The following is a 25271-nucleotide window of genomic DNA, read 5'->3' on the forward strand; positions in this document are numbered from 1 at the left end:
CCTTGTGACGCAAGGGAAGATAGTGCGCTCCCATGGCGAGGCAAGGGGAGGGCCGCGTCGTGACGTCGCCCCTGCTCGCGCCGACGCGAACGGGCAAGGGAGGCTATTTCACCTGCAGCACGAGGTCGAAATTGTTGAAGCTCTTGACCCGGAGCGTGAGTGGCCCGCGCGCGGGCGTGACCTCGACGTCCATCGTCTCACCGGGCCCCATCGCGAAGCGCGCAGGTTGCGCGGATGGCATGCGTAGGTCGGCCCCGTCCTTGGCCACGACCCGCCAGTCGATGACGCGTTCTTGTTGGAGCGCTTCCACCGTGACCAGGTCGGCTGCCGCGATGTTGACGAAACGGAGGCGATGCGACACGCCGGCACGCAACGGTCGCTGTGAATGGTGGGCGACGACTGACGCCGTGTCATGGGTGCCGGCCACGGCGAACATCACGACGTGATCACGTTCGGGATTCCATCGCTGGCCCTGCGGAAGGACGAGGAGTGGGCCGTACATCCCCGAGGAGAGTTGGCGCACCTCGGAGACGTGCGAGTGGTAGATGAAGGTGCCTGCGCGCGGGGGTGTGAACCTCGCGACGAAGGAGTCGCGTGGGGCGATCGACGGCGCGACGTGGTTGGCTGAGCCGCTCCATCCACCGACGCCGTCGAAGTAGCTCTCCAATTCCATCCCATGCCAGTGGACCGACGTTCGTTCCGGGAGCCGGTTGTGCACGGTGATGGCGACCGGTTCCCCCTGCGCCAGCACGATCGGCGGTCCGGGGATCGTGATCGAGTCCGCCGGCACGCCCCCGGGACGCGCGAGGACGAAGCCCAGCCCCGGGGTATCGGCGTAGACCTTTTCCCGCTGCTGCACGGTGAGGTCGATGCGGCGCGCACCTGTTACAGTAGGCGCGCTCGCGGGGCCCGCAACATCGATCCCGATGACCAGCCCTGACATGGCGTGTTCGCCGGCGTGTGCGGCGGGCGCGGGTTGCGGGAGCGGCGTTGTATCGCCCGCCATCGCCCGGGCCCACATCGCGGCCGCCACGTCCAGCTCTTCCTCCATCTCGTGTTCCACATGGAAGGCGTCGTGACAATGGAAGAGCCAGCGTCCGGCGCGCTCGGGACTCCAGGTCAGCGCCATCGTCTCGCGTTCCAGCAGGGTCTCGGTCACCACGAGGCGTTGTTGCGCAGCTGTGTAGGCCGTATCGCCGGTGTGCGTCCCCCGCGCATCCACGCGGAAGTAGGCGCCGTGCAGGTGCATCGGGTGGATGCTGCCGGCGAAGTTGATCACGCGCCAGTGGGCGGTGTCACCAACTGCCAACTGCATCCGCTCGGTGTGCGGCCACATCCGGCCGTTGAGCGCGAGGACAAAGGTGGAGTCGCCGCCCGTCGGTGCCGCACCGCTCCAGCCGGTGATGGCGATGATCCGGTCCGGCGGCGCGCCGGTAGAATCGACGGCGATGACGCCATGCAGCTGTCCCCCGCCGCCTCCCACCCACCGCACCGTGCCCCGCGTTCGACCGGAGTACCCATAGAGGCCAGGGCGGTCGGCCCGAAAACGGGTCGTGGCCGTCGCGCCGGGAGCGACTACCAGGGTGTCCCGTGTACGTGGGTCGCGGAGACCGGTGACCAGCAGGGTGTCGGGGAGGGAGTTGGTGAGGGCGATCGCCACATCGACGCCAATGGGGACCCGCACCAGGGGGCCCGGAACCGAGGGCGCCTGCCCCACCTCCCCAAATGCGGCGACTTCAAACGACGGCCGGTCGTTCCCGCTGGGGAACCAGCGGGCGGCCCGCGCCTCGAGGGCGACGCGGTGCTCGCCGGCATCCAGCCGGCCGGCGGTGGATCGAAAGTCGTTAGGTGTCGCGACCGGGGAGGGGGCGGGCCGGCAGGTGAGCGCCACCCCGAGGACCATCCCTGCGAGGGCCGGACCGGCGGTGCGACGGTATTGGCGGAGCGTGTTCATGCTGGAAGATGGCCTCGTGGTGAGGCCTTCGTCAGCAGCTTTCGGTACCACGACGACGGGGGGCGGGGCGGCGCGAGCGGTCGCCGGACGGCACAAGTCAGGAGGGGAACCCGATTCCCACAGCGCGCGGTGCGGGCTAGCGTTGGGATGCCATCCCCAACGCCACCTGCCATGTCGATTACGGTACGTCCGGTCCTCCTAGTAACCCTTGCACTCGGCGCCACCGGGTCGCTCGACGCCCAGGTGCGTCGCGCCTCCCAGGCGAGTGCAGCCACCCCCGCATTCGTCGCCGACACGACGTCGTTCTCCGGCCTGCGCTGGCGCGAGATCGGTCCCGCACGCGGCGGCCGCTCGGTTGCCGCCGCGGGTTCGGTCAAGCGTCCCAATGAATACTGGATGGGGACAACCGGTGGTGGCGTCTTCAAGTCCGTCGACGGCGGGCAGAACTGGGCCGCCGCCAGCGACCGCTACTTCGGGGGAACGATCGGCGCGATCGCCGTCGACGCGCAGGACCCGGACATCGTCTGGGTCGGAGGCGGCGAGACCGACATCCGCGGCAACACGGCCGGTGGTGACGGGCTCTGGAAGTCCACTGACGCCGGTCGCACCTGGAGCTTCCTCGGGTGGAAGTACGAACACATCTCCGCCATCCGCATCCATCCGACCAACAAGGACGTCGCGTGGATTGGCGTGTTCGGGAATCCCTTCCAGGTGGGCGACCGCGGGCTCTACAAGACGACAGACGGTGGCAAGACCTTCTCCCGCGTCCTGTACGCCGGCGATTCCACCGGGGTGATCGACATCCAGCTCGATCCCTCCAACCCGGACGTGCTGTACGCGGCCACCTGGCAAGCGTGGCGATCCCCGTGGGCGATGTCGTCCGGCGGCGTGCACTCGGGCATTCACAAGTCCACCGACGGCGGCGCGACCTGGACCAACCTCTCGCGTACGGCGCGCGGACTCCCCACCGGGGTGACGGGCAAGATCGGGCTGGCGGTGTCGCCGGCCAAGCCGAGCCGGGTCTGGGCGGTCATCGAACACGATTCGGGCGGGATCTATCGCAGCGACGACGCCGGGGCGACCTGGAGCTACATCAACCGCGATCGCAAGCTGCGACAGCGCGCCTGGTACTACTCGAACCTGGCCGCCGACCCCAAGGACACGAACGTCGTCTACGCGCTGAATGTCGGGTTCTACCGGTCGCGCGATGGCGGGAAGACCTTCCGCGAGTCGATCAACGTGCCGCACGGTGACAACCACGACCTGTGGATCGCGCCGGACAACCCGATGCGGATGATCGAGGCGAATGACGGCGGCGCCACGGTCTCGACCAACGGTGGTCGCAGTTGGACGGACCTCGAGTTCCCGACCGCGCAGTGGTATCACGTGGACGTCACCAACGACTATCCGTACAAGATCTGTGGCGCCCAGCAGGACAACTCGACGCTCTGCGGCCCGAGCCGGAAGCCGGGCAACGTGCAGCTCTCCGACTGGGAGGATTCCGGCGGTGGCGAGTCCGGCTACGTCACGCCGCATCCGACCAAGCCGTGGATCGTTTTCGCCGGCTCCTATGGCGGGTTGCTGACGCGCAAGGACATGCGGACAGGATTCACCCGTGATATCACGGTGTACCCCAACAACCCGATGGGGGAATCGTCGGAAGACATCAAGATCCGCTTCCAGTGGACCTTCCCGATCGTCTTCTCGCGCCACAATCCCAACGTGTTGTATGCCGGTGGCTCGCGCCTCTTCCGCTCCACCAACGAAGGGGAGAGCTGGACGATGGTCGGGCCGGAATTCTCGCGCGCCGACAAGCGAACGATGGGTGCGAGTGGCGGCCCCATCACGAAGGACCAGACCGGCGTGGAGACCTACGCGCTGATCTTTGCTTTTGACGAGTCTCCTGTCCGTCCAGGCGTGCTCTGGGTCGGTTCCGACGACGGCTACGTCTGGGTCTCGCAGGACAATGGCGTCAGCTGGAAGAACGTCACCCCCAAGGACTTCGGCGAGTTCAGCCGCGTCTCGATCATTGAGCCCTCCAACTTCGATGCCGGCACGGCGTACGTGGCTGCCAACCGATACCAGCAGGGCGACAAGCAGCCGCTCCTCTTCAAGACCACGGACTACGGCCGCACCTGGACGAAGATCGTGAACGGCATCGCGCCGGATCACTTCCTTCGCGTCGTGCGCGAGGACCCCAAGCGGCGCGGGATGCTCGTCGCCGGCACGGAACGCGGGGCGTACATCACCTTCGACGACGGACAGAACTGGCAGTCGCTGCGTCGCAACCTGCCGCTCGTCCCGGTGCATGACCTGCGCATCAAGGACAACGACATCGTGGCCGCGACGCATGGCCGTGGGTTCTGGGTGATGGACAACATCTCGTCGCTCCGCCAGCTCAACGCCCAGGTGGCGGGCAAGCCCGTCCACCTGTACAAGCCGGCCGACGGTTTCCGCACCGACTTCAGCGGAGGCTTCTTCGCCCAGCTCATGGCGATGTTCGGCGGGGGTGGCTCGCAGCTCGGCGCCAATCCACCGGGCGGCGCGCTGATCCAGTACTACCTCAAGGACCCCAACCAGCGCGTCACCCTTGAGTTCCTCGACGCTGCGGGCAAGCCGATCAAGAGCTTCACCAGCGACCAGGATCCCGAGACCGCAGCCGACTCGCTTCGACTGGAAGGGGTCAAGGCGGGGATGATCGATTCGCTCGTGAAGACCGGCCTCGCGCGTGACTCCGCGACGAAGGTCGCGACGGCCCAGGTCAGCAACCCGGCGTTCCTCATGCAGCAGGTGGACATCGAGGAGTTCTTCTCACGTGCCCCACGTCCGCCACGGGTCCCCAACCGTGCGGGGATGAACACCTTCGCGTGGGACATGCGATACCCCGACGCCGAGCGTTTCGAGGGGATCATCATGTGGGCGGCTGGTACCACCGGCCCGATTGCGCCGCCGGGGACCTACAGCGTCCGCATGACCGCCGCCGGTGTCACCGAGAGCCAGACCTTCCGCTTGCGGAAGGACCCGCGCGCGGAGGCCACGGACGCCGACCTGCAGGAGCAATTCCGCCTGCTCATCGCCATCCGGGACAAGACCACCGAGGCCAACAACGCCGTGCGCCTGGCGCGCAACATGCGCTACAACGTCGGCGACCGCACCGGCAAGCTCTCCGCCGCGCAGCAGGCCGAGTTCAAGGCGATCGCCGATGCGATGATGGCCGCCGTGAGCCAGAACGAGGGTGAGGTCTACCAGGTGAAGAACCAGTCCTCGCAGGACCCGCTCAACTATCCCATCAAGCTGAACAACAAGATCGCATCGCTGGCGGGCACGGTGAGCAGCGGCGAGTACCGTCCGACGAAGCAGAGCCGCGAGGTCTTCACCGACCTGGCCGGCAAGCTCGACCTGCAGGTGAAGGCGATGAACAAGGCGATGGACGACAACCTGCCGAAGCTGAACGCGATCCTGCGCGCCGCGGGCCTGCCCGAGCTCAAGAAGAGCTTCGAGGAGATCAAGGCGGCGAAGCCGGCCGTGGCGATGTAGCGCGACCTGCCCCTTATGCGGTGAAGGACGCCGTGGGCCCGGGTACCCGGGGCCACGGCGTTGTCACTTGATCGAGACGGCGCCGACGGGTCGCAAGCTCGTCACGCGCCAGCCCCCACCACTTCGCGACAACTCGGCGACAAACTGCGCCGGGCGCTTGCGATTCGCCCCGAAGGCGGAGCGCACGTTGAGCGAGGCGCGGAACCGTGCGGTGGCACGCGTGCGGCTCTCCACCTCGATCTCCGGCGTCCCTTCGACGCTCATCAGGAGCCGGCGTTCCTTGACGAGGTCGAGCCACCCTGACGCATCGTCGACGCGGAGGACGCTTCCCACGCGGCCAGCGTCTCCGCTTCCCATCGCCCCGGCCAGGTCGTCGAGCGCCCGCCCCACATCGCTGGCGATGGCCGCGGCGTTAGGCACCGCGTCTGCCTCTGCGGAGGCCTTGGACGCCGCCGGCGGCTCGGTCACCACCGGCGCGGGGGTGGCCGGTGGTGGTGTGATCACGGGCGGTGGCGGGGCCTTGTCCTCGGTTGGTGCGTTCTTTCGCGCGCCGGCGGCAGCTGGCGAACGCGGTGTGGTCCGGCCGGTCGACGCCGGGCGCGGTGCAGGTTCAGGCGGCGCAATGGGGCCCGCCTTCTCGCCAACGATTCCCGGCGTGGCCCCGAGGGCAGGGGGCACGTCGCCACTCACCGCGGCCGCAACGGTGGCGGGAGGGGGCGCCACCGGGGCTCCCATGGTCGGGGTGGTGTCGGAGGCGACGGAGGATGGGGGCACGGTGGGTTCATCCGACCGTCCCTTGAGCAACGCCGTGGTGCCTAACGCCAGCACGGCCACGGCGGCCCAGAGCCGCCAGTCACCCAGTGGCGAAGGCCGCGGGGGGACTGGCGCCGGCGCCACATCAGCCGCGATGCGCGTGGCGGCCACCGCGGGGGCGGCCAGCCGCGTAGCGGGCACCACCTCGCGCGCGGGCGCGTCAGCGGTGTGTGAGAGGGTGGCGACAGGCACCTCGCGGTCCGCCCGTGCCATCGGGACGTCGGCCAGTCGTGTATGGGGCGTTGGCCCCGGCGCGACCACCGGCCCGGCGCCGCGCGCCGCGCGGAGCGCCTCGGCCATCGCGCGGGCGTGTGGATACCGGTCGTCGCGTCCCTTGGCCATCGCGCGCCCCAGTACCTCGTCCACGACCGCCGGAGCGTCCGCGATGGTTGCGCGGACCGGGGGCGCTGGAGTGTTGAGCTGCTTCATCATCAGCTCGTAGTCGCTGTCGGCCTCGAACGCCAGGCGCCCCGTGATCAGCTCGTACAACACGCAGGCGAGCGAGTACAGGTCGGACCGGCCGTCGACGTCCTCCCCGCGCAGCTGCTCCGGGCTCATGTACATCGGCGTCCCGACCGCGGCCCCCATCCGCGTCTGCCGACTGCTCCCCATCAAGCGCGCAATGCCGAAGTCCATGACCTTCACGTGTCCGTCACGCGCCAGCATGATGTTCGCCGGCTTGATGTCGCGGTGGACCACCCCCTTGAGGTGGGCATGTTCGAGCCCCTCCAGCGCTTCGGCGCCCAGCTCGAAGGCTCGACGCCAGTCCAGGTGCCCTGACCGGTGCACGATCGCCTCGAGGGTCTCCCCCCGCACGAACTCGAGGACCATCACCAGGTCGTTGGCATGGCGCTCGAGGCCATACACTGCCGCGATGCGGGGATGGTTGAGGCGGGCGAGCGCGACCGCCTCCTGGCGGAACCGTTCATGCAGCCCTGGCTGACGCGAGACCTCGGGGCGCATGACCTTGAGCGCCACTTCGCGATCGAGCATCTCGTCCTGCGCGCGGTACACCGTACCCATGCCGCCTTCGCCGAGCCGGTCGGTGACGCGATAGTTGCCGACGCGTTCCCCAATCATGCGGGCAACTCCACCACGCGCGTGGCCTTGGGGGTGCGAGTCGGGGATTCCATCGAGAGGATCGCCACCGAGATGTTGTCAAAGCCTCCGTTCTCCCGCGCGCGTGCGACGAGCGTGTCGCACGCGACCTGCGGCGCGGCGGCCGCCATCGCGTCCCGGATGTCGTTGTCGCTCATCATGTCGTAGAGGCCATCGGAGCAGACCAGGAATTGATCCCCGGGCCGCACGAGGAGCGGGGTCGGCCAGGTGGTCACCGGAACATTGCGCACGGAGCCCAGCGCGCGGGAGATGACGTTCTTGTCCGGATGGTGTCGCGCTTCCTCCAGGGTCAGCATCCCGTTGCGCACGAGTTCCATCACGGCCGAGTGGTCTTCGGTCATCAGGAAAAGCTCGCCGTCGCGGAACATGTAGCACCGGCTGTCCCCGACGTGGGCACAGTAGGCGTGTCCGTTCCGGAGCAGCAGGGCGGTGCAGGTGGTCCCCATCCCCTTCAGGCGAGGCTCGCGTGCGGCGGCGTCAATGACGGCGCTGTTGGCCGCTTCCATCGCGCGGGCGAGGAGCAGGTGGGGATCCTTTGCCTTCTCGACCGCACACCGGACGTAAGCCTCGATCGCCAGTCGGCTGGCCACCTCACCGGCCTCGTGTCCACCCATGCCGTCGCAGACCACGGCGAGCACCCCTCGATCGCTGGCGTCCTGGGACGCCGGATGCACAACCGCCACGGCGTCCTCATTGACGTCCCGCACGCAGCCGGGATCGGTGGCCCAGGCGGTCACCAGGCGGGACTCGGGGGCCGTGCCGCCGCCGGGTACGGGGGTCGAGAGTTCCATGGTCGGGCGCACGGTGGGCGTACGGCCAAACAGGCGAGAGAGGAACATCGGGCTAACGCTCCGGAGAGGGCGGGGGCGGCGTGCTGGACGCGCGCAGGGTTTCCGTGTATTCGTTGGCCCCGTCGTGCACCTGGAACCGGCGCTCCAACGGTTCGTAGCCTGCCCGGCGCAACGACACGCTCACCCAGGTGCCCAGCGGTGCCTCGAAGCGGGCGGGGGTCGTGCCAATCCGTATCCCGTCGCGGTACACGTCGGCGGGCGTCTCGCCAAAGACGTTGATCGTAACCTGTCGCAGGCGTACGCCCGCGGGGGGCAGTGTACGCGCCGTGTCTGCCGTGAGCGTGGTGGTGTCTGCCGGGGGGGGCGGTGCGTCGCGGCCAGATGCTCGCGGCCACACGGTGAACGCCAGGGCGACGACGGCCACGCCGGCTGCGGCCTGTGCCACCCGCAGAAGGAGGCGCGGGCGATCGGCCGCTTGGCGGGGCGCAGCGCTTCCTCGGAGCATCTCCTGCGCCGCGTCCCGCAGCTCGGTGGCACTGCGCGGGCGCTGGCTGGGGTCGACGCGCAGGCAACGTGCGATCAGGGCGGCCACCTGCGCCGGGACGTCGGGTCGTTCGGGCGGCGGGTATGTTCCCTTGAGAATCCGGTCCATCACCCCGGTGATGGAGTCGGCGGCGAATGGGGTGCGCCCCGTGACCATCTCGTAGAGCACGATGCCGAGCGCCCAGAGGTCGGAGGCTGGTGTGGCGGACTCCCCGCGGACCTGTTCCGGTGCCAGGGCGAGCAAGGTTCCGACGACACTGCCATCTGTCGTCAGTTTGGGTGAGTCGCCGGACTTGGCGATCCCGAAGTCGAGCAGGCGGACGCGGCCCTGCTCGTCGATCCGGATGTTGCTGGTCTTGAGGTCCCGGTGGATGACGCCGCGCTCGTGGATGTAGGCCACGGCATCGGCGACCTGCGCGAACCAGGCGAGCGCCTGCGGCACCGGGATCGACCCGCGCTGGGCGATGGCATCCAGCGATTCACCGGCCACGTACTCCATGGCCAGGCACGGCAGTCCATCCACCTCGAACAGGTCGTACAGCGTGACAATGTGCGGGTGCTGCAGGGACGCCTGGATGCGTCCTTCGTTGCGGAAGCGTTCCCGCATCGTGGGGGTGTTGGCCCGCGTCAGCACCTTCACCGCCGCGACGCGTCCGGTGGCGGTGTGCGTCGCACGGTACACCTCTCCCATGCCGCCGGCCCCCAGGAAGTCCACGACCCGGTACGGGCCGAGGGTGGTAGGGCGCAGGGTGCCGGCGGGCATGGTCGTGCCTAACGGGTGTTCGGGGCGACCGACATGAGCTGCATCCCGAACTGGATCGGTACCGAGAAGCTCACGTGGGCGTCACCCACCTTGGCCGCGAAGAAGATGCCGGTGACGCGGCCCTGGTTGTCGAACATCGGCCCGCCGCTGTTCCCGCCGCCGGTGGAGTTGATGGTCAACTGGTAGCGGTCTCCGTTGGGCGCATACGTGGCGTAGGCATCCGAGCTGGCGCCGTCGGCCGCGCGCAGGATCTTGCCGATGTTGCCCACGGACAGCGTCGGGTCCGGCACGGTGCGCAGCTGCGCGTCGCGGTTGAACGTGTCCTTCGACTTGACCACCGCCACCACCTGGTCCGAGATGCCGGGGTAGCCGATCACCGTCACCTGGTCCCCGACCTGGATGGTCTTGTAGTTGTCGAACATCGTCACCGGCTCCAGCGACGAGGGCGTCTCGATCTTGATCAATGCGACGTCGTGCTGGTCGCTCACGCGAGCGACGGTGGCCTCCACCGGGTTGGTGTTCTTCGGGAACCGGACGTACAGGTATTCCTGCCGGCCGCGGAACACGTCGATCTCGTTCTTCGGACCGGTCTGCTTGGTTTCCGACGGGATCCACCGCGCGGGCGGGTTCACGATCGTCCATTGGCCTTGCTGGTCGAAGACAATGTCGCCGCTGTTGTCCACGAGCACGCCGCGCATCGATGCATCCATGCGGTACGGCGCCCGCCAATTTGAGGCCACGTGCCGGTTCGTCAGGATGAAGCCGTTGCTGGTGACGACGAAGCCGGACCCCGACGAGCTCACGGCGATGGGCGAACTCCCCTGGGAATTCAGGGTGAGGAACGGTTCGAGGGCATCACCGCCCACGGCCACATAAGTGGGAACCATATTGCCCGCGCCCTGCAGGATGGGCACGGTGCTCCCGTTGCGCAGCTTGAGCTGGTTGGGAATCCACCGGTGGAAGACCTGTGCCCCGGTGGGGCCGTAGATCAGGTTCCAGCTGAAGTCGACAGCCACGGTCGAGCCCGAGTACTTCGCCGCGATCTCGGCGGGGGTCATGTTCTTGCCAAGTTCGCCTCGAAGCGAGTCGATGCTCGAGACGGCGGCGCCCCCAATGCGCGCGAGGCTGTCCGCGAGCGCCTGCTCACGACGCCGCTGTTCCTCGTCGTTGGTGTTGTTGTTGAACGCCTGCCACGCCATCAAGGCGGCAATCGCCGCGACCCCGAGGCCGCCGCCGATCTGCAGCTTGCGGTTGGCTTGCGCCTTCGTCTCGGTGATCATCCGCTCCACCGTCGCCTTGCCGATGCCACCTGCGGGCGCGGGTGCGCCACCCACGGGCGCGGTGGCGCCGACGCGCGTCTCCATACCCGCGGGGGCCGTCACCCCCAACCGCGTGGCCTTGACGTATTGGGCCGGCAGCGGGTCCAGGTCGAACTGGATCTCCGGGCCACCGGCGCCGAGCTGGATCACGTCGCCCGGTTGCAACGCCATCTCGCCAACGACGCGCAGCTTGTTGAGGAAGGTGCCGTTCCGGCTGTTCAGGTCGACGACCTTGAAGCGCATCGGGTCCGCGGCGTCGCGGGCGATACGGGCGTGCTGCCGCCCCACAAGGTCATCCTTCTCGGGGTCGAAGCGCACGGTGGCCGTTGGATCGCGGCCCAGGATCAGCTCGGCGAACTGGGCGAGGGGAAATTCTTCCTGCTGGCTTGCCTTGGAGCCCTTGAGGTGACGAAGGATGACGCGGTCCATGGGAGGGGCGGGGATCGAGGTGAGTGCGGCCTGCTTCACCCCGACAGGCGCAACCTCGGTCCCGCGGGGCTCACCACCCGCCGCCCGCTACTTCGCCTTCGCCGCCCAGGTGGTCGAATCCGCGCGCCGGCCCCAGCGACCATACAGCTCCGAGAGCCGGAAGGCGACGCGCTTGGTGACGGTCACGTCCGCCCCTCGCTTCACCACGAGGTCGTCGTACGCCGCGCGCAGGATCCGCTCGGCGTCCGGGTACTTTCCCGCCAGCATCTGGTGGTACCCCACCACGGATTCTGACGAGGCAATCGCCCAGTGTTCTGGCGGGAGGTACTTCCGCCGGATGTCCAGCGATCGGCGGAGCACGGCCTCACCTTCGGCGAGCCGACCAAGGGCATCCAGGGTCAGGCCGTGCGCCTGCAACGCCGCCGCGGACGTCGGGTCGGCCTCAGGCAAGGGACCACCGATCTCCGGCACGATCACGCTCGAGGCGGCAAGAGAGCCCGCGAGGTCACCACGCTGGTACAGGATCTGCGCCTGGTTCAACATCCCGCGCAGGTAGTTCGGGTGCTTGGGGCCGAGCTGCTTGAGCATGAGACTCGTGGCTTTCCGGATGAGCGTGTCGGCTTCCACGAGGCGCCCGAGGTCCACGACCATCGACGCGTACGACTTGAGCATCTCGGCGTACATCACCGATTCTGGGCCATGGTGCGTGCGGGCCACCTCAAGCCCCTCACGCACCAGGGACTCGGCCTTCGCGTAATTCCCGCTGTAGATGAACGAGACCGCGACGTTGTTCAGTGTGTACGGCAGGTCGGCACGACTCGCGGAGTCGGTCAGCGTTCGTCGGATGCCGATGGCCTCGAGCTTCACCTGGAGCGCCTCGTCGAGCCGCCCCTGGTGCTCGATCATCCGGGACAGCCCATCGAGGGCGTTGGCCAACTCGGAAGGCTCGGCCCCCTTGAGTGCCCTCCATTCCGCCACGTTCACACGAGACAGCGACTCCGCCTTCACGAAATTGCCGAGCGCCTCGGTGGCGGCGATGACATATGAGAGCGAGATCAGCGTTTCCCAGTTGCGCAGGCCATGCAGAGTCCGACGCAGCTCAAACGCGCGATCGGCATGCACGCGCGCGCTGTCGTACAGCCCGAGCCCGTAGTACGTCTGCGCGACGGTGTGTCGGACCTGGGCCTCGACCGCGGGGACGAGCTTGCGATTGGGGACCTCGGCGGCGGCGCGATCGAGCACCGCGCGCACGGTCACGTCGCGGCCCTGGTATTCCGGGTCGGCTGCCGACAGCATGTCGGCCATGAACTGGTTGACTTCGGAGGCTTTTTCGGCCTCGAGACGGGCAATACGCGCCTGCCGTGAGGTGGACACGATGCCGCCGACGAGTGCGGCCACGGCGAGGACGCTCGCGGCGACCTCCACGGGCCGCCGCCGGATGAACTTGCCGAGTCGGTACCCCAACCAGGCTTTGCGTGCCTCGACCGGGTGTCCGTCGAGCCATCGTTGCACGTCGTGGTTGAACTGCTCCGCGCTCGCGTAGCGCAGTGGGCTTTCCTTGGCGAGCGCGGTGAGCAAGATGGCATCCAGGTCGCCTGCCACGCGCCGCCGCCATCGTGCGACGGTGCCCTCGTCGAACGTCGCCGCGACCTCCGGGACGAGCGCGACGGACGGTCGCGTGGGGGCACCGTGCAGATCGCGACCTCGATCTCCGACAGGAGCCTTCCCTCGGTAGGTGTCGGGCGCCGACCGGTCAGTAGTTCGTACAGCACGACACCGGACGAGTAGATGTCACTGGCCGGCGTGAGCGCAAGCCCGCGCACCTGCTCCGGGCTCGCGTACTCCGGGGTAAAGAGTCGCACCCCGCCTCGCGTCATCGGGAGCTGGTCCGGACCCTCGGCCTCGCGCAGCAGCTTGGCGATCCCGAAGTCGAGGAGCTTCACCGTCCCGTCCGGGGTGACCAGGATGTTCCCCGGTTTGAGGTCGCGGTGCACCACCAACTGTTGGTGGGCGTGCTGCACTGCGGACAAGACCTGTCGAAACAGGCTCACGCGCGCTCGCACCCCCAATCGACGGGCGGTGCAATACGTGGTGATCGGCACGCCGTCCACGTATTCCATCACGAAGTACGGCTGACCGTCGCTCGTCATGCCGCCGTCCAACAGTGCGGCGATGTTCTTGTGGTTCAGGGAGGCCAGGATTTGGCGCTCATAGCGAAACCGCTGCAGGGCCAGCTCGGATTCATTCCCGGCGCGCAGGAACTTGATGGCGACGCGCTTGTCAAAGTCGCCGTCAGCACGAACACCCTCGTACACGGCCCCCATCCCACCGAACCCGATGAGTCGCACCACGTCGTAGGCCCCCACGCGACGACCCACGAGCGACGATTCGTCGAGGTCCGCCGGGAGCTCGGACACCAGGTGCGCGGCCGGGCGCTCCAGGGTCTCTCGCGCGTGGTCCAGGGCAGCAAGGAGCGACAGGAGTTCGCGCCGGGCGACCGGGTCGGACGCCGTCGTGGCCTCCACCCAACGCTCGCGCTCCCCGGTTGGTTGCTCCAGGGCGAGGTCGAACAGCTCCTTGATCCGGAGCCACCGGGTTGGCGACAGCTCACTCATGCCGGTTGTGTGGACGGGCGGGGATGGTCCGCGCTGGACTGGAGGATTCCCTGAGACAGGCGCGACAATTTGGCACCGTGGCGCACCGGCGTTCAGCCGTCCAGTTCGCGCTGCAGGAACGCCTTCGCAAACGTCCAGTCCCGCTTGACGGTCGCGGGCGACGTCCCCATGACCTCGGCGATCTGCTCGATCTCCAACCCGCCGAAGAACCGCAGTTCCACGACCCGCGCATATCGACCTTCTATGGTCGCGAGTTTCTCGAGGGCGAGATCCAGGGCCACCAGATCCAGTGCGCGGCTGGACGCGTCACCTTCGGTGCCCAACCCAGCCTCCTCTAGGGTGACCCGCTGTCCGCCTTCTCGCTTTGCCGCTCCCTTGCGCCTGGCATGATCGACGAGGATGCGTCGCATCGCCTGGGCGGCCACGCCATAGAAGTGCGCGCGGTCCTGCCACGATGAGCCGCGGCTGTCGACGAGGCGCAGGTAGGCCTCGTTGACCAGAGCCGTCGGCTGCAGCGTATGTCCGTCGCGTTCCCCACGCATGTAGTGGGCGGCCAGGTCGTGCAGCTCCGCGTACACCAGGGGGATCAGGCGGTCGGCGGCCCCTTCTTCACCCTGCTGGAGGGCGTGGAGAAGCCGCGTGACATCGTGCGAGGTGCGGGGGGATGGGGTGGCCGGAGACGACACCGGGCGGGGGTGGGAGGTCGGGGCGAGCTCTTCAATACGATGTCCCCTGATCTTGTGCAAGTCTCGTGCGTGAGCCGTCGCCCCGGTTGGGTGCGCCTGTGGAGGAGACCGCCATCCACTCCCGACCTCGCCCCTGCCCGCCATGCGCCCTCTCCTGCTGCCCGCCGCCGCCCTCGCGATTGTCGCCTCGCTCCCCCTCCAGGGACAGTCAGCCCAACGTTGGTCGATCCAGGCCTCAGCCATCGGGGTGTCGGCCCAGGGCGAAGCCTATGAGGGGCTCTCGGCCGGCGGAGGCATCGAGGCCCAGGTTCGGCTCACGCCGAGCATCTGGTCCTTTGGTGCAGGGTTCCAGTTCTCGACGCACACTGTCGACCTGGGCGGTACCGATGAAGACGTCACATTGACCGGACTGTTTATCGAGCCGCGGCGGATCATCGACTTGGGCAAGAACTATGCGCCGTATCTCTCTGCTCGCTTCTCGTTCCTCCAGCAGGCGATCGAGGTGCCGGTGAATGGCGGGACCGTTTCCGCATCGGCGAGTGGGGCACAGGTGAACGGGGGTGGCGGCGTGCTCTTCCGGATGTCGCCGCGCGTGAACCTCGACCTTGGGGCCACCTATGGCTTGATCAACTTCGGGGACGTGGAGCTGAGCGCGACGGGGCTCGGGACCACGACCATCGAGGGGACGTCCGGTAGCGGGTCAAACTTGGTGTTGCGTGTTGGCTTGGCGATCGGACTCGGCAAGTAGCGAACCAGCTCAAGGTTTCCCCGCGCACTTGGGCCCTTACGTCCGGTGGGGTGCGCGGGGTCGCCGGGGTGTCGTTCCCCGGGCGAGGGCATGCAAGCGCCGGGGATGCGGAGCTCAGCGACGATGGTGGAAGGGCGTCGACGGTCCTCGTTCAGGGCCGCTGGCCTGACGGGCGTTGGTTGCTGATCACCGGCGCCAGCGGCAGGCGATCGCGTGCCACGGCGACGCCGCCCTTGATGACGCCGGCAATCTTCCGGTAGTTCCGCGCCCCGTCGAGCGGATTCGCGTCCAGAATGACGAGATCGCCCGCCTTGCCCGCTTCGAGCGTGCCGAGGTCGCGGTCCACCTTGTAGGCGCGGGCGATGTTGCTGGTCGCCGCCTTGAGGATCTCCTGTGGCGCGAGCCCGGCCTCTTCGAGGCCGACGAGGGCATTGAAGTGTCCCTCGCCAAGCGTCACGCGGGAATCGACCGTGTCGGCCGCGAGGTTGGGGGACTCCGCACCGAAGACGGGGTGCGCGACGCCGGCATCGGTGGAGACCATCAGGGTGATCCCCTCGCGCACCATGTTGCGGATGTTGATCGCTGCAATCTTGTGGTAGGGCACCAGGACGCCGTTCGGGGTGTGCTTGGCCATCGCGTCCAGGTGCCGCCGGGTGACGGCCAGGACGGAGACCGCAACCCCCTTCGCCTTGATCTTGCGCAACGTCTCGATGGGGATCGGGTAGACGGGGCCCGAGATGTCACCATGCGTGAGGATGTCGACCCCGGCCTCGACGGCGAGGTCTACCGACTCCGGTGAGGTGACGTGTGCCTGCACGGTCTTTCCGGCCCGATGCCCTTCCTCGACGATTGCACGCTGCTGTCGTTCGCTGAACGACAGGAAGTTCATGTCGACATGCCCGCTGCCGCCGTACTTGAGAAAGTCGAGGTCGAGCGCCGCGTACTTCCGGATCGACGCACGCAGCGTGTCTGGCGGCATCCAGAGCAGCTCACGCCCTGTCCCTTGTTCCCAGGTCTCATTCGTCCGCTTGGCGAACGCCTTGCTCACGTGCGCGGCCGACGCGCCGCGAAAGTCCGGGCTGAGTGGGCCGCCGAAACCGATGATGTTCCCGGCGAGGAAGATGCGGCTTCCCGGAACGTCACCACGGTTGATCATGTCGCGCGCGCGAACGAGCGGGGCACGGGGGCCCCACGTGTCGAACACCGTCGTCATCCCGGCTTTGAGGGCGATTTGCGCCCCCTCAATGACCACCTCGTGGTAACGACCCTCGAGCGCGATGAGCGACTCCAGGTCACCGTTGAGGTACAGGTGCAGGTTCGCGTCCATGAGCCCGGGGATCACGAACCTTCCGCGGGCGTCGACCGTGCGGACGTTGGCCGGGACTGGCGTGGTGCGCGACGGTCCCACGGCCGCGATGCGCCCGTCGCGGATGAGGACCGTGGCGTCCGCGAGCGGGGGGCGACCGGTACCGTCGATCACGGTGCCGCCGGTGATGGCCACGGTCTGGGACGTGGCCCGCGCGGCGCACACCAGGAACATCACGGTTGCGACCTGTCGCGACCGTCGCACACACGCCTGCATCATGGGGACGTTGGGGGAAAGGAGTGGTCGTCGTCGTCCTGCGGAAGCCGGTGTTGCGGTGTGGTCGGGGTGAGGGCGGTCGGCGTGACGGCGCCGGGGAGCGCTGCCGGCCCGGTGCGTGTCGGGCCGGTCACCACGTGCTGGTGCCGGATATACAACTCGCGCGATCGCTCGAGATCCTCAAGGAACATCTCCTCACTCGCCCGGCCCAACGCTGGCATCCTCGATGATGGCATCGAGTTCGTAGTTGATGGCGACACCGAGGGCGTTGAAGTCGGTCGAGCCGACCCGCACCCAGCGACTGTCCACCACCGTCGTCTTGGCGTGCATCATCTCGCCACGCCACTCCCACAGTCGCACGCCGCTGCCGATGAGTCGCTTCACGTACGGCGCGAGGAGGGCCCGCAGCCAGGGGTGATCGTACCGACTGGGCACCAGCACCCGCACGTCGACGCCGTCACGTGCAGCCCCGGAGAGTGCTTCGGCCAGGCTCCAGGACGGCGCGAAGTACGCGCTGGCGACCCAGAAAGTGCGCTCCGCGCCTAACGCCTGCATTTGCAGCGCGCGCGAGAGGCGCAGCCGCCCCGGCTCCCCCTCCACGATGCCGACGAGGGCCGGTGGGTCGCGGAGCGGGTCAAGGTGCGTCGCACGCGGCACCCGCACCTCACGGAACTTGAGGCGGCGACGGCCGCCTGCACGTTCCCACATGCGATCGAACGACTCGGCCATGTCCACCGCGGCCGGCCCGCCGATCTCCACACAGGTATCGCGCCAGGGGGTGCTACGCCTACTGAGGCGTCCGCGTTTCCACTGGTCCCCGATTCCGATCCCACCCGTGATCCCCACGCGGTTGTCCACCACCAGGAGTTTGCGATGGTCGCGGGGGAGCAGCCCGAACCACGAGCGAAAGCCCGGCGGGTGGAAGATCCGGACCGATGCCCCAGCGGTTCGCAGCGGGTCCCAAAAGCTGTTGGGGGTGCCCATCCGGCCGACCCAGTCGACGAGGACACGGACACGCACGCCACGGGCGACCGCGCCCACCAGCGCATCGCGGACGCGGTGCCCGATCTCGTCCGGCCGGAAGATGTATTGCTCCAGGTCCACCGACTCGCGTGCGCCCTCGATGCGCTCCAAAATCGCATCGAAGGTCGCCGGCCCGTTGCGCAGCAGGGTGACCGCGTTCCCCGCAGAGACGTCGGCCGCCGCGATCCGCCAGAGTCCACGCGCGTAGGTGCGTGACTGCTGCAACGGGGGAAGGATGGGCGGGGCCCCCGGGGCCAGGTCGCGCGGCCGGGCCCCACTCATTCGGTCGTCCCCTCATCGGCATGCGTGATCGGGCGCAGGGCCACCTGGGCGACCATCGCGCCTAACGCGAGCGTCAGCGCCACGAACAACATCTGGAACCCGGTCTGCACCGCCGTGTTCACGTTGCGGTTCACCAGCGAACCCATGCTCATGAACCCGATCGACCCGGGGACCAGGAGCACCGTCGCCGGCTGTTGCAGCACAGGGTAGGGCAGGTGGCGGCGTCGGGCGATCAGCGCCCCGACCGCCATCGCCGTAAACGCGCCAATGAAGGCGGAGGCCGTGGAGCCGAGCCACTGGCCGCCGAGCCAGGCCGCGATCGAGGTCACCACGCAGATGATGCTGATCGACAGCGTATCACGCCGTCGCGCCCGAAACAGCTCGGTCATCGCCAGCGCCGCGAGCAAGGGCGACAACACGCGCACCCAGGTGGGCACCGCACCAAAGGTCGCCAGGGCGAGTCCGTCCGTCGATTGCACCGCCTGCTGCCCGACCACGACGCCAACGATTAACAGCAGCAACGTGGTGATCGCCGCGAGAAACCGACCCGCGCCGGACGTCCAGTGCCCTTGCGCAAGTTCGGTCATCGCGATCGTCAGACGCCAGCCGGGGAGGAAGATGACCAGCCCGGCAATCAGCAGTGGCATCGGGCGCACCCCTTTCAGGCCCACGTCCTCGGCAGAAAACGCAATCGCCGAAGCGAGCGCCGCCATGCTGACCGGGCCCAACGGGCCAAGGTGCGGCCGTGACCCGATGAATGTGAGCGCCGCGCCCACCGCGAGCCCGAGGACCACGGCCAGCAATAACTCGGGCCATTGGGCGCGCAGGAGCAGGGCGGCGGAGGCACTCAGCAGGGCACTCGCCAGCACGTCACGCCACGCGGGTCGCGACGAACGCCAGGCGAGGAGCTGCGCCAGGCGCTGCGCGCCTTCATCGGGGGTCAGGTCGCCGGCGCGAACTCTGGCCAACAGGCGGTGGAGCGCGACCGCCTTCGCGTAATCCGGCCCCGGCAGGTACACGCGGATGACTTCGGTCCACTGCCGCTCGCCGCGGGAGATCGTGAGGAAGATCCCGGTGCCCGTGGCATTACAGTCCGCGTGAAAGCCCAGTGCCGTGGCCAGGTCGGCGATCCCGGACTCGATGCGATCCGGCACTTCGTCGACCGCCGCATAGGCCCTCGCCGCGAGGGTGATGCAGCGGACGGCACCCTCTTCCGTGGAGGCCGCGATGGCGGCAGGCGTTTCGTAGAGGGCGGTGAGGGAGTGCACCGGACTAAGGTAGCACGGCCTGAGACTCGTGAGCGATGCGCGTCATCACCGACGGCTCGCCCGAGGCCCTGCATGGGGCGCCAGCGGCGAGGTCCTGAACTTGCCCCCCGGCGCGGGCCAGGGCTGCAGGCGGCCAGCCCGCCGGAGACCGGCCGGCCGACTGCTCGATCCGTCCTTAGGGTACGACCTTCGCTGGCGTCTGCTGCTTGATCTTCTCCATGTACTTCTGGAAGAAGAGCTTGTGGATGTCCATCATGTTGATCTCGCGTCCCTGGATATACGACTGCAGGATGTTGCTCGTCATGTCCAGGGGTGTGCCGGTCGTGATCAGCACGGTCGCTTCCTTCCCGACCTCCAGCGACCCCACCTTGTCCGCGACCCCGAGGAACGTGGCGGCGTTGATGGTGACGGACTTGAGCGCTTCCTCCTCCGGCAATCCGAAGGCCACGGCAACCCCGGCATCCCACGGCAGGCGATTGCTGTAGAGCCCACCGGAGCCGCCGGCGATGGCAAACTTCACCCCGGCGGCGTGCAACTTCGCGGGCGTCGCATAGGCGTTGTCATATCCCTCGTACTCCCGTTCGGGGGCTGCCATGGTGGAGGTGAGGATGACCGGCACGTTTTCCGCCTTGAGTCGGTCCGCCACGAACACGGCGTCGCGTCCGCCGCGAATCACCAGCTTGACTCCCTCGGCCTTGCCCCACGTGATGGCATCGTTGATCTGTGCGGCGCCATCGGCCGCCACGACCACCGGGATGGTGCCGTCGAGGGCCGGGATCATGGCGGCATACCGTGAATCGGTCCGCACGTCCTGCCCACTCTTCACCGCGTCTCGGTAGGCCCGCGCCTCACCAAACCAGTCCTTGATCTGTTGGACCTGCTCGGCATAGGTCTTCGGCGGCGGTCCAGCGGCACCGCGGCCGCCCGGGCCGCCGCCGCCGAAGCCGCGTCGCGGCTGCGCCATGGGGTCAGGCCAGCGCACGTTCAGCGCGGCCGCCCCCTTCATCGACATCTCCTCCCACGTCCACCCTTCGAGGTTGAGCGCGGAGGACAAGCCGGAGATCACGCCGCCGTCCGGTGTGCTGAACGCGACGAGCACCCCCGCCGAGCGCGTCGTTCCGATATGCCGGCTCTCGGCGTTCACCGCGACCTCGGCCCTGACGTTCGGATTGAAATCCCCGATCTCGCGAATGTCGTTGGAGACATCCACCGCGCCGATCTCCGTGATGCCCACGGTGCTGTAGGCGTCCACGAGACCGGGATAGATGTGCTTGCCCGAGACGTCGACGACCTTGGCGCCATTCGGGACCGCCACCTCAGGCCCACCGATCGCGGAAATGCGCCCGCGGTCAAACACGATCGTGCCGTTGGTGATGGTCCCCCGGGTCACCGTGTGAATCGTGGCGCCTCGCAGGACCACGGGCTTGTCCTGCGGTGGGACGGTCATCCGCTCCTGCGCGCGCAGGGTGCCTGGAACGAGCAGCGTCGTCACCGCCAGGGCGAACACGGCGCGTATGGTCGAGGAGGTCATGGTGCGCATGGTCGATGTGAGGGATGGGCGAGTCATTTAGCGCGAGCCTCCAGGACCGCGGGGACGTGCCGGAGCACCAGCGGGTGTTCCCTCGGCAGGGGTCGCGGCCAGGACGGCCTGGATCAGCTGGGCACGCTGACGGGCCGTCTCGGCTCGGAGCGCCTTGTCTTCGTCGAGCGAGAAGTAGCGGCGACCGTCGACCCACGTTTGTTCGGCCTTGGTGAACTGCGACAGCGGATTGCCGTTCCAGATCACGAAGTCCGCGTCCTTCCCCGCTTCGAGCGAGCCGACACGATTGTCGATGGCGATGGCCTTCGCTGACTGGTTCGTGACCGTTGACAGTGCGGCGACTTCCTCGACCCCGGTGCGGAGGAGCTTTCCAGCCTCCCAGTTCATGCGCGTGGAGATCTCGGAGTCGTCGGAGTGCAGGGACGTCACCACCCCCGCTTCCATCAGCAGGCGGGCGTTGTACGTCGTATTGTCGTACGCTTCCATCTTGAAGGCGCCCCAGTCGCTCCAGACCACGGCAGCGACGCCCGATGCTTTCAGTTCGCTGGCGATCTTGAACGCCTCCACGCCGTGCTGCAGCGTCTGGATGCGGAAGCCGAACTCCTCGGCGAGGCGCACCAGCGCGAGGAACTCGTCGGCACGATACCCGTGCGACGACACGAGCAGCTTCTGGTCGAGGATATCGAGGATCGCTTCCATGCGCAGGTCGCGACGCGGCGGGATCCCGGTCTTCTCCTTCTCCCACCGCTGCCATTCCTTGCGATAGTCGCGCGCCGCGAGGAAGTGGTCGCGGATGATCTCCTGGACCCCCATGCGGGTGTTCGGGTAGCGCGTCGGGCTGCGCTTGGGATTCTCGCCCAAGGCAAACTTCACGGTGCGGGGCGCGCCCGCGAGCTTGTACTCGTCGGGCAGCGAGCCCCAGCGGATCTTCACGTACACGTTCTCGCCGCCGATCGGGTTGGCCGAACCGTGCTTGATCATCGTGGTGGTGAGCCCGCCCGCGAGCTGGCGGTAGAACCAGATGTTGTTGTGGGTGACGACGTCGCCCATCTGCACCTCGGGGACGATCGCGAAGCCGCTCTCGTTGACGGCACTCACGCCGGAATGGGTATGCGGGTCGATCAGGCCCGGGGTGACGTGCTTGCCCGAGGCGTCGATCACGACAGCGCCCGTGGGGGCGGTGAGCCGCTGCCCCACGCGCACCACCTTGCCGGCCTGCACCAGCAGGTCAGCGTTCTCCATGCGGCCCTGCGGTCCCTGCGTCCAGACCGTGGCATTCCGCACCAGCACGGCGGCCGGCTGCGCCGGCGCACCCGTGAGCCCGAACTCCATGGACGGGCGCATGAACGGCAGGTTGAGGTTGGGCACCTTGGAGGCCACGGCGCCACGCGCGGGCCCTTCGTAGGCTTCCGTGCGGGTCCCGCGGTAGGTGGCATCTGTGCCGTTAGGCAGGGACACCCAGCCGTAGAACTCCTGCTCCCGGACCGATCCGGTCAACAAGGTGGCGCCCTCGAGCCCGATCGCCTCGCCGGGGAAGGTCGCCTCGAGGCGACCGGTTTCCGCGGTGATCCGCGCCGTCGTGAGGTTCACCGAGCGACGCCCGGCAATCTCGATGGTGCCGCGGATCCGATTGAGTGGTCCCTCGATGCGGACGGTCGCGCTCGTGAAGGCGCCCGGGTCGCTCGACGTGATCGTCCACGTGCCGCGCGGATCCACCTGCGGCGGCCGCGTGACGCCGTACCTTACCCCCTGCACCCAGACGTCGCGTACGGCCGACTCTTCGGTGAAAAGGTCCCCTTCGCTGACCACCAGGTTCGCGACCTTGCCGGCCGCGATGACGCCGTGGGTCTTCTCGATGCCCAGCCAGGTGGCCGGGACGGTCGTCAGGGCGGCGAGTGCCTTGTCGGGGGCGAGGCCCCGGGCCACGGCGGTCCGCAAGTTGGGGAGGAACTGCTGCAACGACGAGAGGCCGTCGGCGGTGATGGCAAACGGCACGCCGGCCGTGGCAAGCTGCGCCGGGTTAGTCGGCGCCAGGTACCAGTGGCGCAGATCGGCGAGTGAGGCGTTGGCCGCGGCTTCCGGGCTCGACACGTTGGGCGCATCGGGAAAGGCGAGCGGTACCACCAGCGGCTGTGTGCGCCCCTTAAGCACGTCGATGAGGCGGTATTCCTGGCCGTTGCCGCGGAACCACGGCGTCAGCTTGAAGTCCTGGGCGAGCTTGTAGGCGCGGAGGTAGTCCTCCTCGCTCCCGGTCTCGAAGTACACCGGCTGTTGCCCCTTCACCGCCCGGCCGAGGGCCGCGAGCGCCTCACTGGTCTCTGGCGGCAGCAAGGCGCGGCCACTGGCTTCGTACGCCGCCCAGGCGCGCGGGTACCACTCCGCGTCCATGAAGGTCTGCTTCATCAGGGCGATCGTACCCATCGCCGAGTTGGGGTACATCCCCCCCAAGGGCGAAGGAGCGCTGAAACGCGATCGACTGCGCGATATCCGGACGGAGCACGCGATCCCGTGCGCCTGCATCGCTGAGGTTGACCACCGAGGCACTCCCACGAAAGATCCCCTGTCGTGGTACGGCAAGCACCGTCCCGAAGCCGAGGGAGCGCAAGGCGAGGCGACGCGTGGAGTCGTCCTTGAGGTTGGCCGTGGTGCTGAACCACGCACGCACCTGGGGGTTCCAGTGCGTGGGCCCCACGTCGCCGCCCTGGGGCGGGGCATCGCCCCCGACGTCGGCCGAGGCGTCGATGAAGCCGGGATAGACGGTGAGTCCCTTCATGTCCCAGACGCGGGCGCCGGCCGGGGCGGTTGCGCCGGCGCCGACCGAGACGATGAGCCCGTTCCGCACGACAATCGTGGCGTTGGTGAGCACCTGGCCGGGGGCGGTGACCACACGCGCCCCCACCAGAGCGTGGTAGCCCGCGGCGTTGTCACGGAGCCCGGAGATGGGCTCGGTACGAGAAGACTGTTGGGCCTCGAGCGCGCCGACGGCCAAAGCCGCGGAACCGAGGAGAAAACGTGTGATGCTCACAAAGGGCTCCCGTGGGACGGTCGTTCCGGTGGCCGTCCGTTGTGAAGGACAACGGCGCCTGTGCGTGCGCCTGGGGACAATGGACACAGGCCGGACCCCATATCTTGGCTCCGGTACCGTCCGAGGGCAACGGAGAATGCCTCGTCAAGCATGCCTCGCGGGCCTGAGGCATGTAGCTTCCCCGAATGCTTTCCATCGACCTCACCGGTCGGCGCGCCCTGGTGGCAGGGGTGGCCGACGACGGCGGATTCGGGTTCTTCATCGCCAAGTCGCTCGCCGAGGCCGGCGCCTCGGTGTGCGTGGCGACCTGGCCCCCAGCCCTCAACATCTTCCTGAACCTCCTCGAACGCGGGAAGATGGACGAGTCACGGCAGATGCTCGATGGCTCCAAGCTCGAGTTCGAGCGCATTTATCCGCTGGACGCGGTCTTCGACACCCTGGACCAGGCGCCGGAGGATCTGCGCGCGAGCAAGCGCTACAAGGAAGTAGGCGACTTCTCGATCCAGGGGCTCGCCGATCGGATGCAGGCGGACTTCGGTGCCCCCGCGTTCGATATCCTCGTGCACTCGCTCGCCAACGGACCGGAGGTCAAGAAGTCGCTGCTCGAGGTCTCTCGCGCGGGGTACCTCGCCGCGATGTCGGCGAGTGCCTATTCGCTGGTGTCGATGCTGCAGCGCCTGGGCCCCCTGATGCGCACCGGCGGATCAGTGCTCTCCTTGACCTACATGGCCAGCGAGCGCGCGGTCCCTGGATACGGCGGAGGAATGTCCTCGGCGAAGGCTGCGCTGGAGAGTGATACGCGCCTCCTGGCCTACGAAGCGGGACGCAAGTGGGGACTCCGGGTCAATACGATCTCGGCCGGGCCCTACGCCTCGCGGGCCGCGAGTGCGATCGGGATCGTGCAGCGCATGGTGGAATACTGTGCCCGGAACACCCCGATCCCCGAGGCACTGACTGCCGAGGAAGTGGGGCATGCTGCGGCCATGTTGTCATCCCCGCTGGCGAGCGGGATCACGGGGAGTACGGTGTACGTCGACAAGGGCTACCACGCGATGGGAATGGCGGTGGACGCCCTCGTACCGGCACCGGGCGACGCAACGAGCTGAGGCGGTGTAAGCCCACAGCCACAGCGAGGAAACGGCAGCACGAGAGGTCAGGGCTGCACGAGTAGCACGTAGACATGCACGCGTGCCCCTCGTGCTGCCCGTGCCGCCCGTGCTCCTCGTGCTTCGCC

General features: G+C 68.1%; 17 protein-coding genes. 3 read left to right on the top strand and 14 right to left on the bottom strand.

Going from position 1 to position 25271, the window contains the following annotated elements:
* Window positions 1–103 precede the first annotated feature (103 nt).
* Window positions 104–1954, bottom strand: coding sequence for a multicopper oxidase domain-containing protein (locus IPK85_10600; GenBank protein ID MBK8247832.1), 1851 nt, complete (start codon window positions 1952–1954; stop codon window positions 104–106).
* Between the two features lie 171 nt (window positions 1955–2125).
* Between IPK85_10600 and IPK85_10605 the strand changes: the two genes are divergently transcribed.
* Complete coding sequence (locus IPK85_10605; GenBank protein ID MBK8247833.1) at window positions 2126–5491, top strand: glycosyl hydrolase; 3366 nt, start codon at window positions 2126–2128, stop codon at window positions 5489–5491.
* A gap of 63 nt (window positions 5492–5554) precedes the next feature.
* On the opposite strand, the gene IPK85_10610 is transcribed toward IPK85_10605, so the two are convergent.
* The 6 genes from IPK85_10610 to IPK85_10635 all read right to left on the bottom strand — a co-directional run bounded on the left by IPK85_10610 (window position 5555) and on the right by IPK85_10635 (window position 14713).
* Entirely contained in the window at window positions 5555–7384 is a 1830-nt protein-coding gene (locus IPK85_10610) for a serine/threonine protein kinase (protein MBK8247834.1), read from the bottom strand.
* Entirely contained in the window at window positions 7381–8262 is an 882-nt protein-coding gene (locus IPK85_10615; protein ID MBK8247835.1) for a Stp1/IreP family PP2C-type Ser/Thr phosphatase, read from the bottom strand. Before IPK85_10615 ends, IPK85_10610 begins: the two co-directional genes overlap by 4 nt.
* 4 nt (window positions 8263–8266) lie before the next feature.
* Window positions 8267–9520: a serine/threonine protein kinase gene (locus IPK85_10620; GenBank protein MBK8247836.1), complete on the bottom strand. Its 1254-nt coding sequence runs from the start codon at window positions 9518–9520 to the stop codon at window positions 8267–8269.
* An 8-nt stretch (window positions 9521–9528) separates the two neighbouring features.
* A complete protein-coding gene (locus IPK85_10625) occupies window positions 9529–11268 on the bottom strand; it encodes a trypsin-like peptidase domain-containing protein (protein ID MBK8247837.1) in 1740 nt (579 codons plus the stop codon).
* A gap of 1253 nt (window positions 11269–12521) precedes the next feature.
* Window positions 12522–13883 (bottom strand): protein kinase, encoded by a 1362-nt coding sequence (locus IPK85_10630; protein ID MBK8247838.1) that lies wholly within the window; start codon window positions 13881–13883, stop codon window positions 12522–12524.
* Window positions 13884–13975: 92 nt separating this feature from the next.
* The gene (locus IPK85_10635) at window positions 13976–14713 is read right to left on the bottom strand and encodes a sigma-70 family RNA polymerase sigma factor (protein MBK8247839.1); all 738 of its coding nucleotides are present in this window, start codon (window positions 14711–14713) and stop codon (window positions 13976–13978) included.
* On the opposite strand from IPK85_10635, the gene IPK85_10640 reads away from it, so the two are divergent.
* Window positions 14712–15317, top strand: coding sequence for an outer membrane beta-barrel protein (locus IPK85_10640; protein ID MBK8247840.1), 606 nt, complete (start codon window positions 14712–14714; stop codon window positions 15315–15317). The two genes, IPK85_10635 and IPK85_10640, sit on opposite strands and share 2 nt — an antisense overlap.
* A 151-nt stretch (window positions 15318–15468) precedes the next feature.
* On the opposite strand, the gene IPK85_10645 is transcribed toward IPK85_10640, so the two are convergent.
* From IPK85_10645 to IPK85_10675, 7 genes are all read right to left on the bottom strand, one after another.
* Window positions 15469–16902 carry an amidohydrolase family protein gene (locus IPK85_10645; protein MBK8247841.1) on the bottom strand — a complete coding sequence of 478 codons (1434 nt, stop codon included), beginning with the start codon at window positions 16900–16902 and terminating at the stop codon, window positions 15469–15471.
* Window positions 16899–17090, bottom strand: coding sequence for a hypothetical protein (locus tag IPK85_10650; GenBank protein MBK8247842.1), 192 nt, complete (start codon window positions 17088–17090; stop codon window positions 16899–16901). Before IPK85_10650 ends, IPK85_10645 begins: the two co-directional genes overlap by 4 nt.
* A gap of 4 nt (window positions 17091–17094) precedes the next feature.
* A complete protein-coding gene (locus IPK85_10655) occupies window positions 17095–18204 on the bottom strand; it encodes a phosphatidylserine/phosphatidylglycerophosphate/cardiolipin synthase family protein (GenBank protein MBK8247843.1) in 1110 nt (369 codons plus the stop codon).
* Window positions 18201–19472, bottom strand: a complete 1272-nt coding sequence (locus IPK85_10660; GenBank protein MBK8247844.1) for a threonine/serine exporter family protein — start codon at window positions 19470–19472, stop codon at window positions 18201–18203. The genes IPK85_10655 and IPK85_10660 overlap by 4 nt, the downstream gene beginning before the upstream one ends.
* A 175-nt stretch (window positions 19473–19647) precedes the next feature.
* Entirely contained in the window at window positions 19648–21039 is a 1392-nt protein-coding gene (locus IPK85_10665; protein MBK8247845.1) for an amidohydrolase family protein, read from the bottom strand.
* Complete coding sequence (locus tag IPK85_10670; protein ID MBK8247846.1) at window positions 21040–23415, bottom strand: amidohydrolase family protein; 2376 nt, start codon at window positions 23413–23415, stop codon at window positions 21040–21042.
* On the bottom strand, window positions 23321–24037 hold the full coding sequence (locus IPK85_10675; GenBank protein ID MBK8247847.1) for a hypothetical protein: 717 nt from the start codon (window positions 24035–24037) through the stop codon (window positions 23321–23323). Before IPK85_10675 ends, IPK85_10670 begins: the two co-directional genes overlap by 95 nt.
* 185 nt (window positions 24038–24222) lie before the next feature.
* Here IPK85_10675 and IPK85_10680 point away from each other — a divergent pair, with 185 nt between their 5' ends.
* Window positions 24223–25143, top strand: a complete 921-nt coding sequence (locus IPK85_10680; protein MBK8247848.1) for an enoyl-[acyl-carrier-protein] reductase — start codon at window positions 24223–24225, stop codon at window positions 25141–25143.
* The last annotated feature ends 128 nt before the right edge of the window (window positions 25144–25271 follow it).

It is taken from the genome of Gemmatimonadota bacterium (assembly GCA_016712265.1).
Lineage (GTDB): Bacteria > Gemmatimonadota > Gemmatimonadetes > Gemmatimonadales > Gemmatimonadaceae > RBC101.

Bases quoted from the DNA above. Each gene is read 5' to 3' on its own strand.
- IPK85_10600 (MBK8247832.1), bottom strand. From the start codon at position 1,954: ATGAACACGCTCCGCCAATACCGTCGCACCGCCGGTCCGGCCCTCGCA.
- IPK85_10605 (MBK8247833.1), top strand. From the start codon at position 2,126: ATGTCGATTACGGTACGTCCGGTCCTCCTAGTAACCCTTGCACTCGGC.
- IPK85_10610 (MBK8247834.1), bottom strand. From the start codon at position 7,384: ATGATTGGGGAACGCGTCGGCAACTATCGCGTCACCGACCGGCTCGGC.
- IPK85_10615 (MBK8247835.1), bottom strand. From the start codon at position 8,262: ATGTTCCTCTCTCGCCTGTTTGGCCGTACGCCCACCGTGCGCCCGACC.
- IPK85_10620 (MBK8247836.1), bottom strand. From the start codon at position 9,520: ATGCCCGCCGGCACCCTGCGCCCTACCACCCTCGGCCCGTACCGGGTC.
- IPK85_10625 (MBK8247837.1), bottom strand. From the start codon at position 11,268: ATGGACCGCGTCATCCTTCGTCACCTCAAGGGCTCCAAGGCAAGCCAG.
- IPK85_10630 (MBK8247838.1), bottom strand. From the start codon at position 13,883: ATGAGTGAGCTGTCGCCAACCCGGTGGCTCCGGATCAAGGAGCTGTTC.
- IPK85_10640 (MBK8247840.1), top strand. From the start codon at position 14,712: ATGCGCCCTCTCCTGCTGCCCGCCGCCGCCCTCGCGATTGTCGCCTCG.
- IPK85_10635 (MBK8247839.1), bottom strand. From the start codon at position 14,713: ATGGCGGGCAGGGGCGAGGTCGGGAGTGGATGGCGGTCTCCTCCACAG.
- IPK85_10645 (MBK8247841.1), bottom strand. From the start codon at position 16,902: ATGATGCAGGCGTGTGTGCGACGGTCGCGACAGGTCGCAACCGTGATG.
- IPK85_10650 (MBK8247842.1), bottom strand. From the start codon at position 17,090: ATGTTCCTTGAGGATCTCGAGCGATCGCGCGAGTTGTATATCCGGCAC.
- IPK85_10655 (MBK8247843.1), bottom strand. From the start codon at position 18,204: ATGAGTGGGGCCCGGCCGCGCGACCTGGCCCCGGGGGCCCCGCCCATC.
- IPK85_10665 (MBK8247845.1), bottom strand. From the start codon at position 21,039: ATGACTCGCCCATCCCTCACATCGACCATGCGCACCATGACCTCCTCG.
- IPK85_10670 (MBK8247846.1), bottom strand. From the start codon at position 23,415: ATGAAGCAGACCTTCATGGACGCGGAGTGGTACCCGCGCGCCTGGGCG.
- IPK85_10680 (MBK8247848.1), top strand. From the start codon at position 24,223: ATGCTTTCCATCGACCTCACCGGTCGGCGCGCCCTGGTGGCAGGGGTG.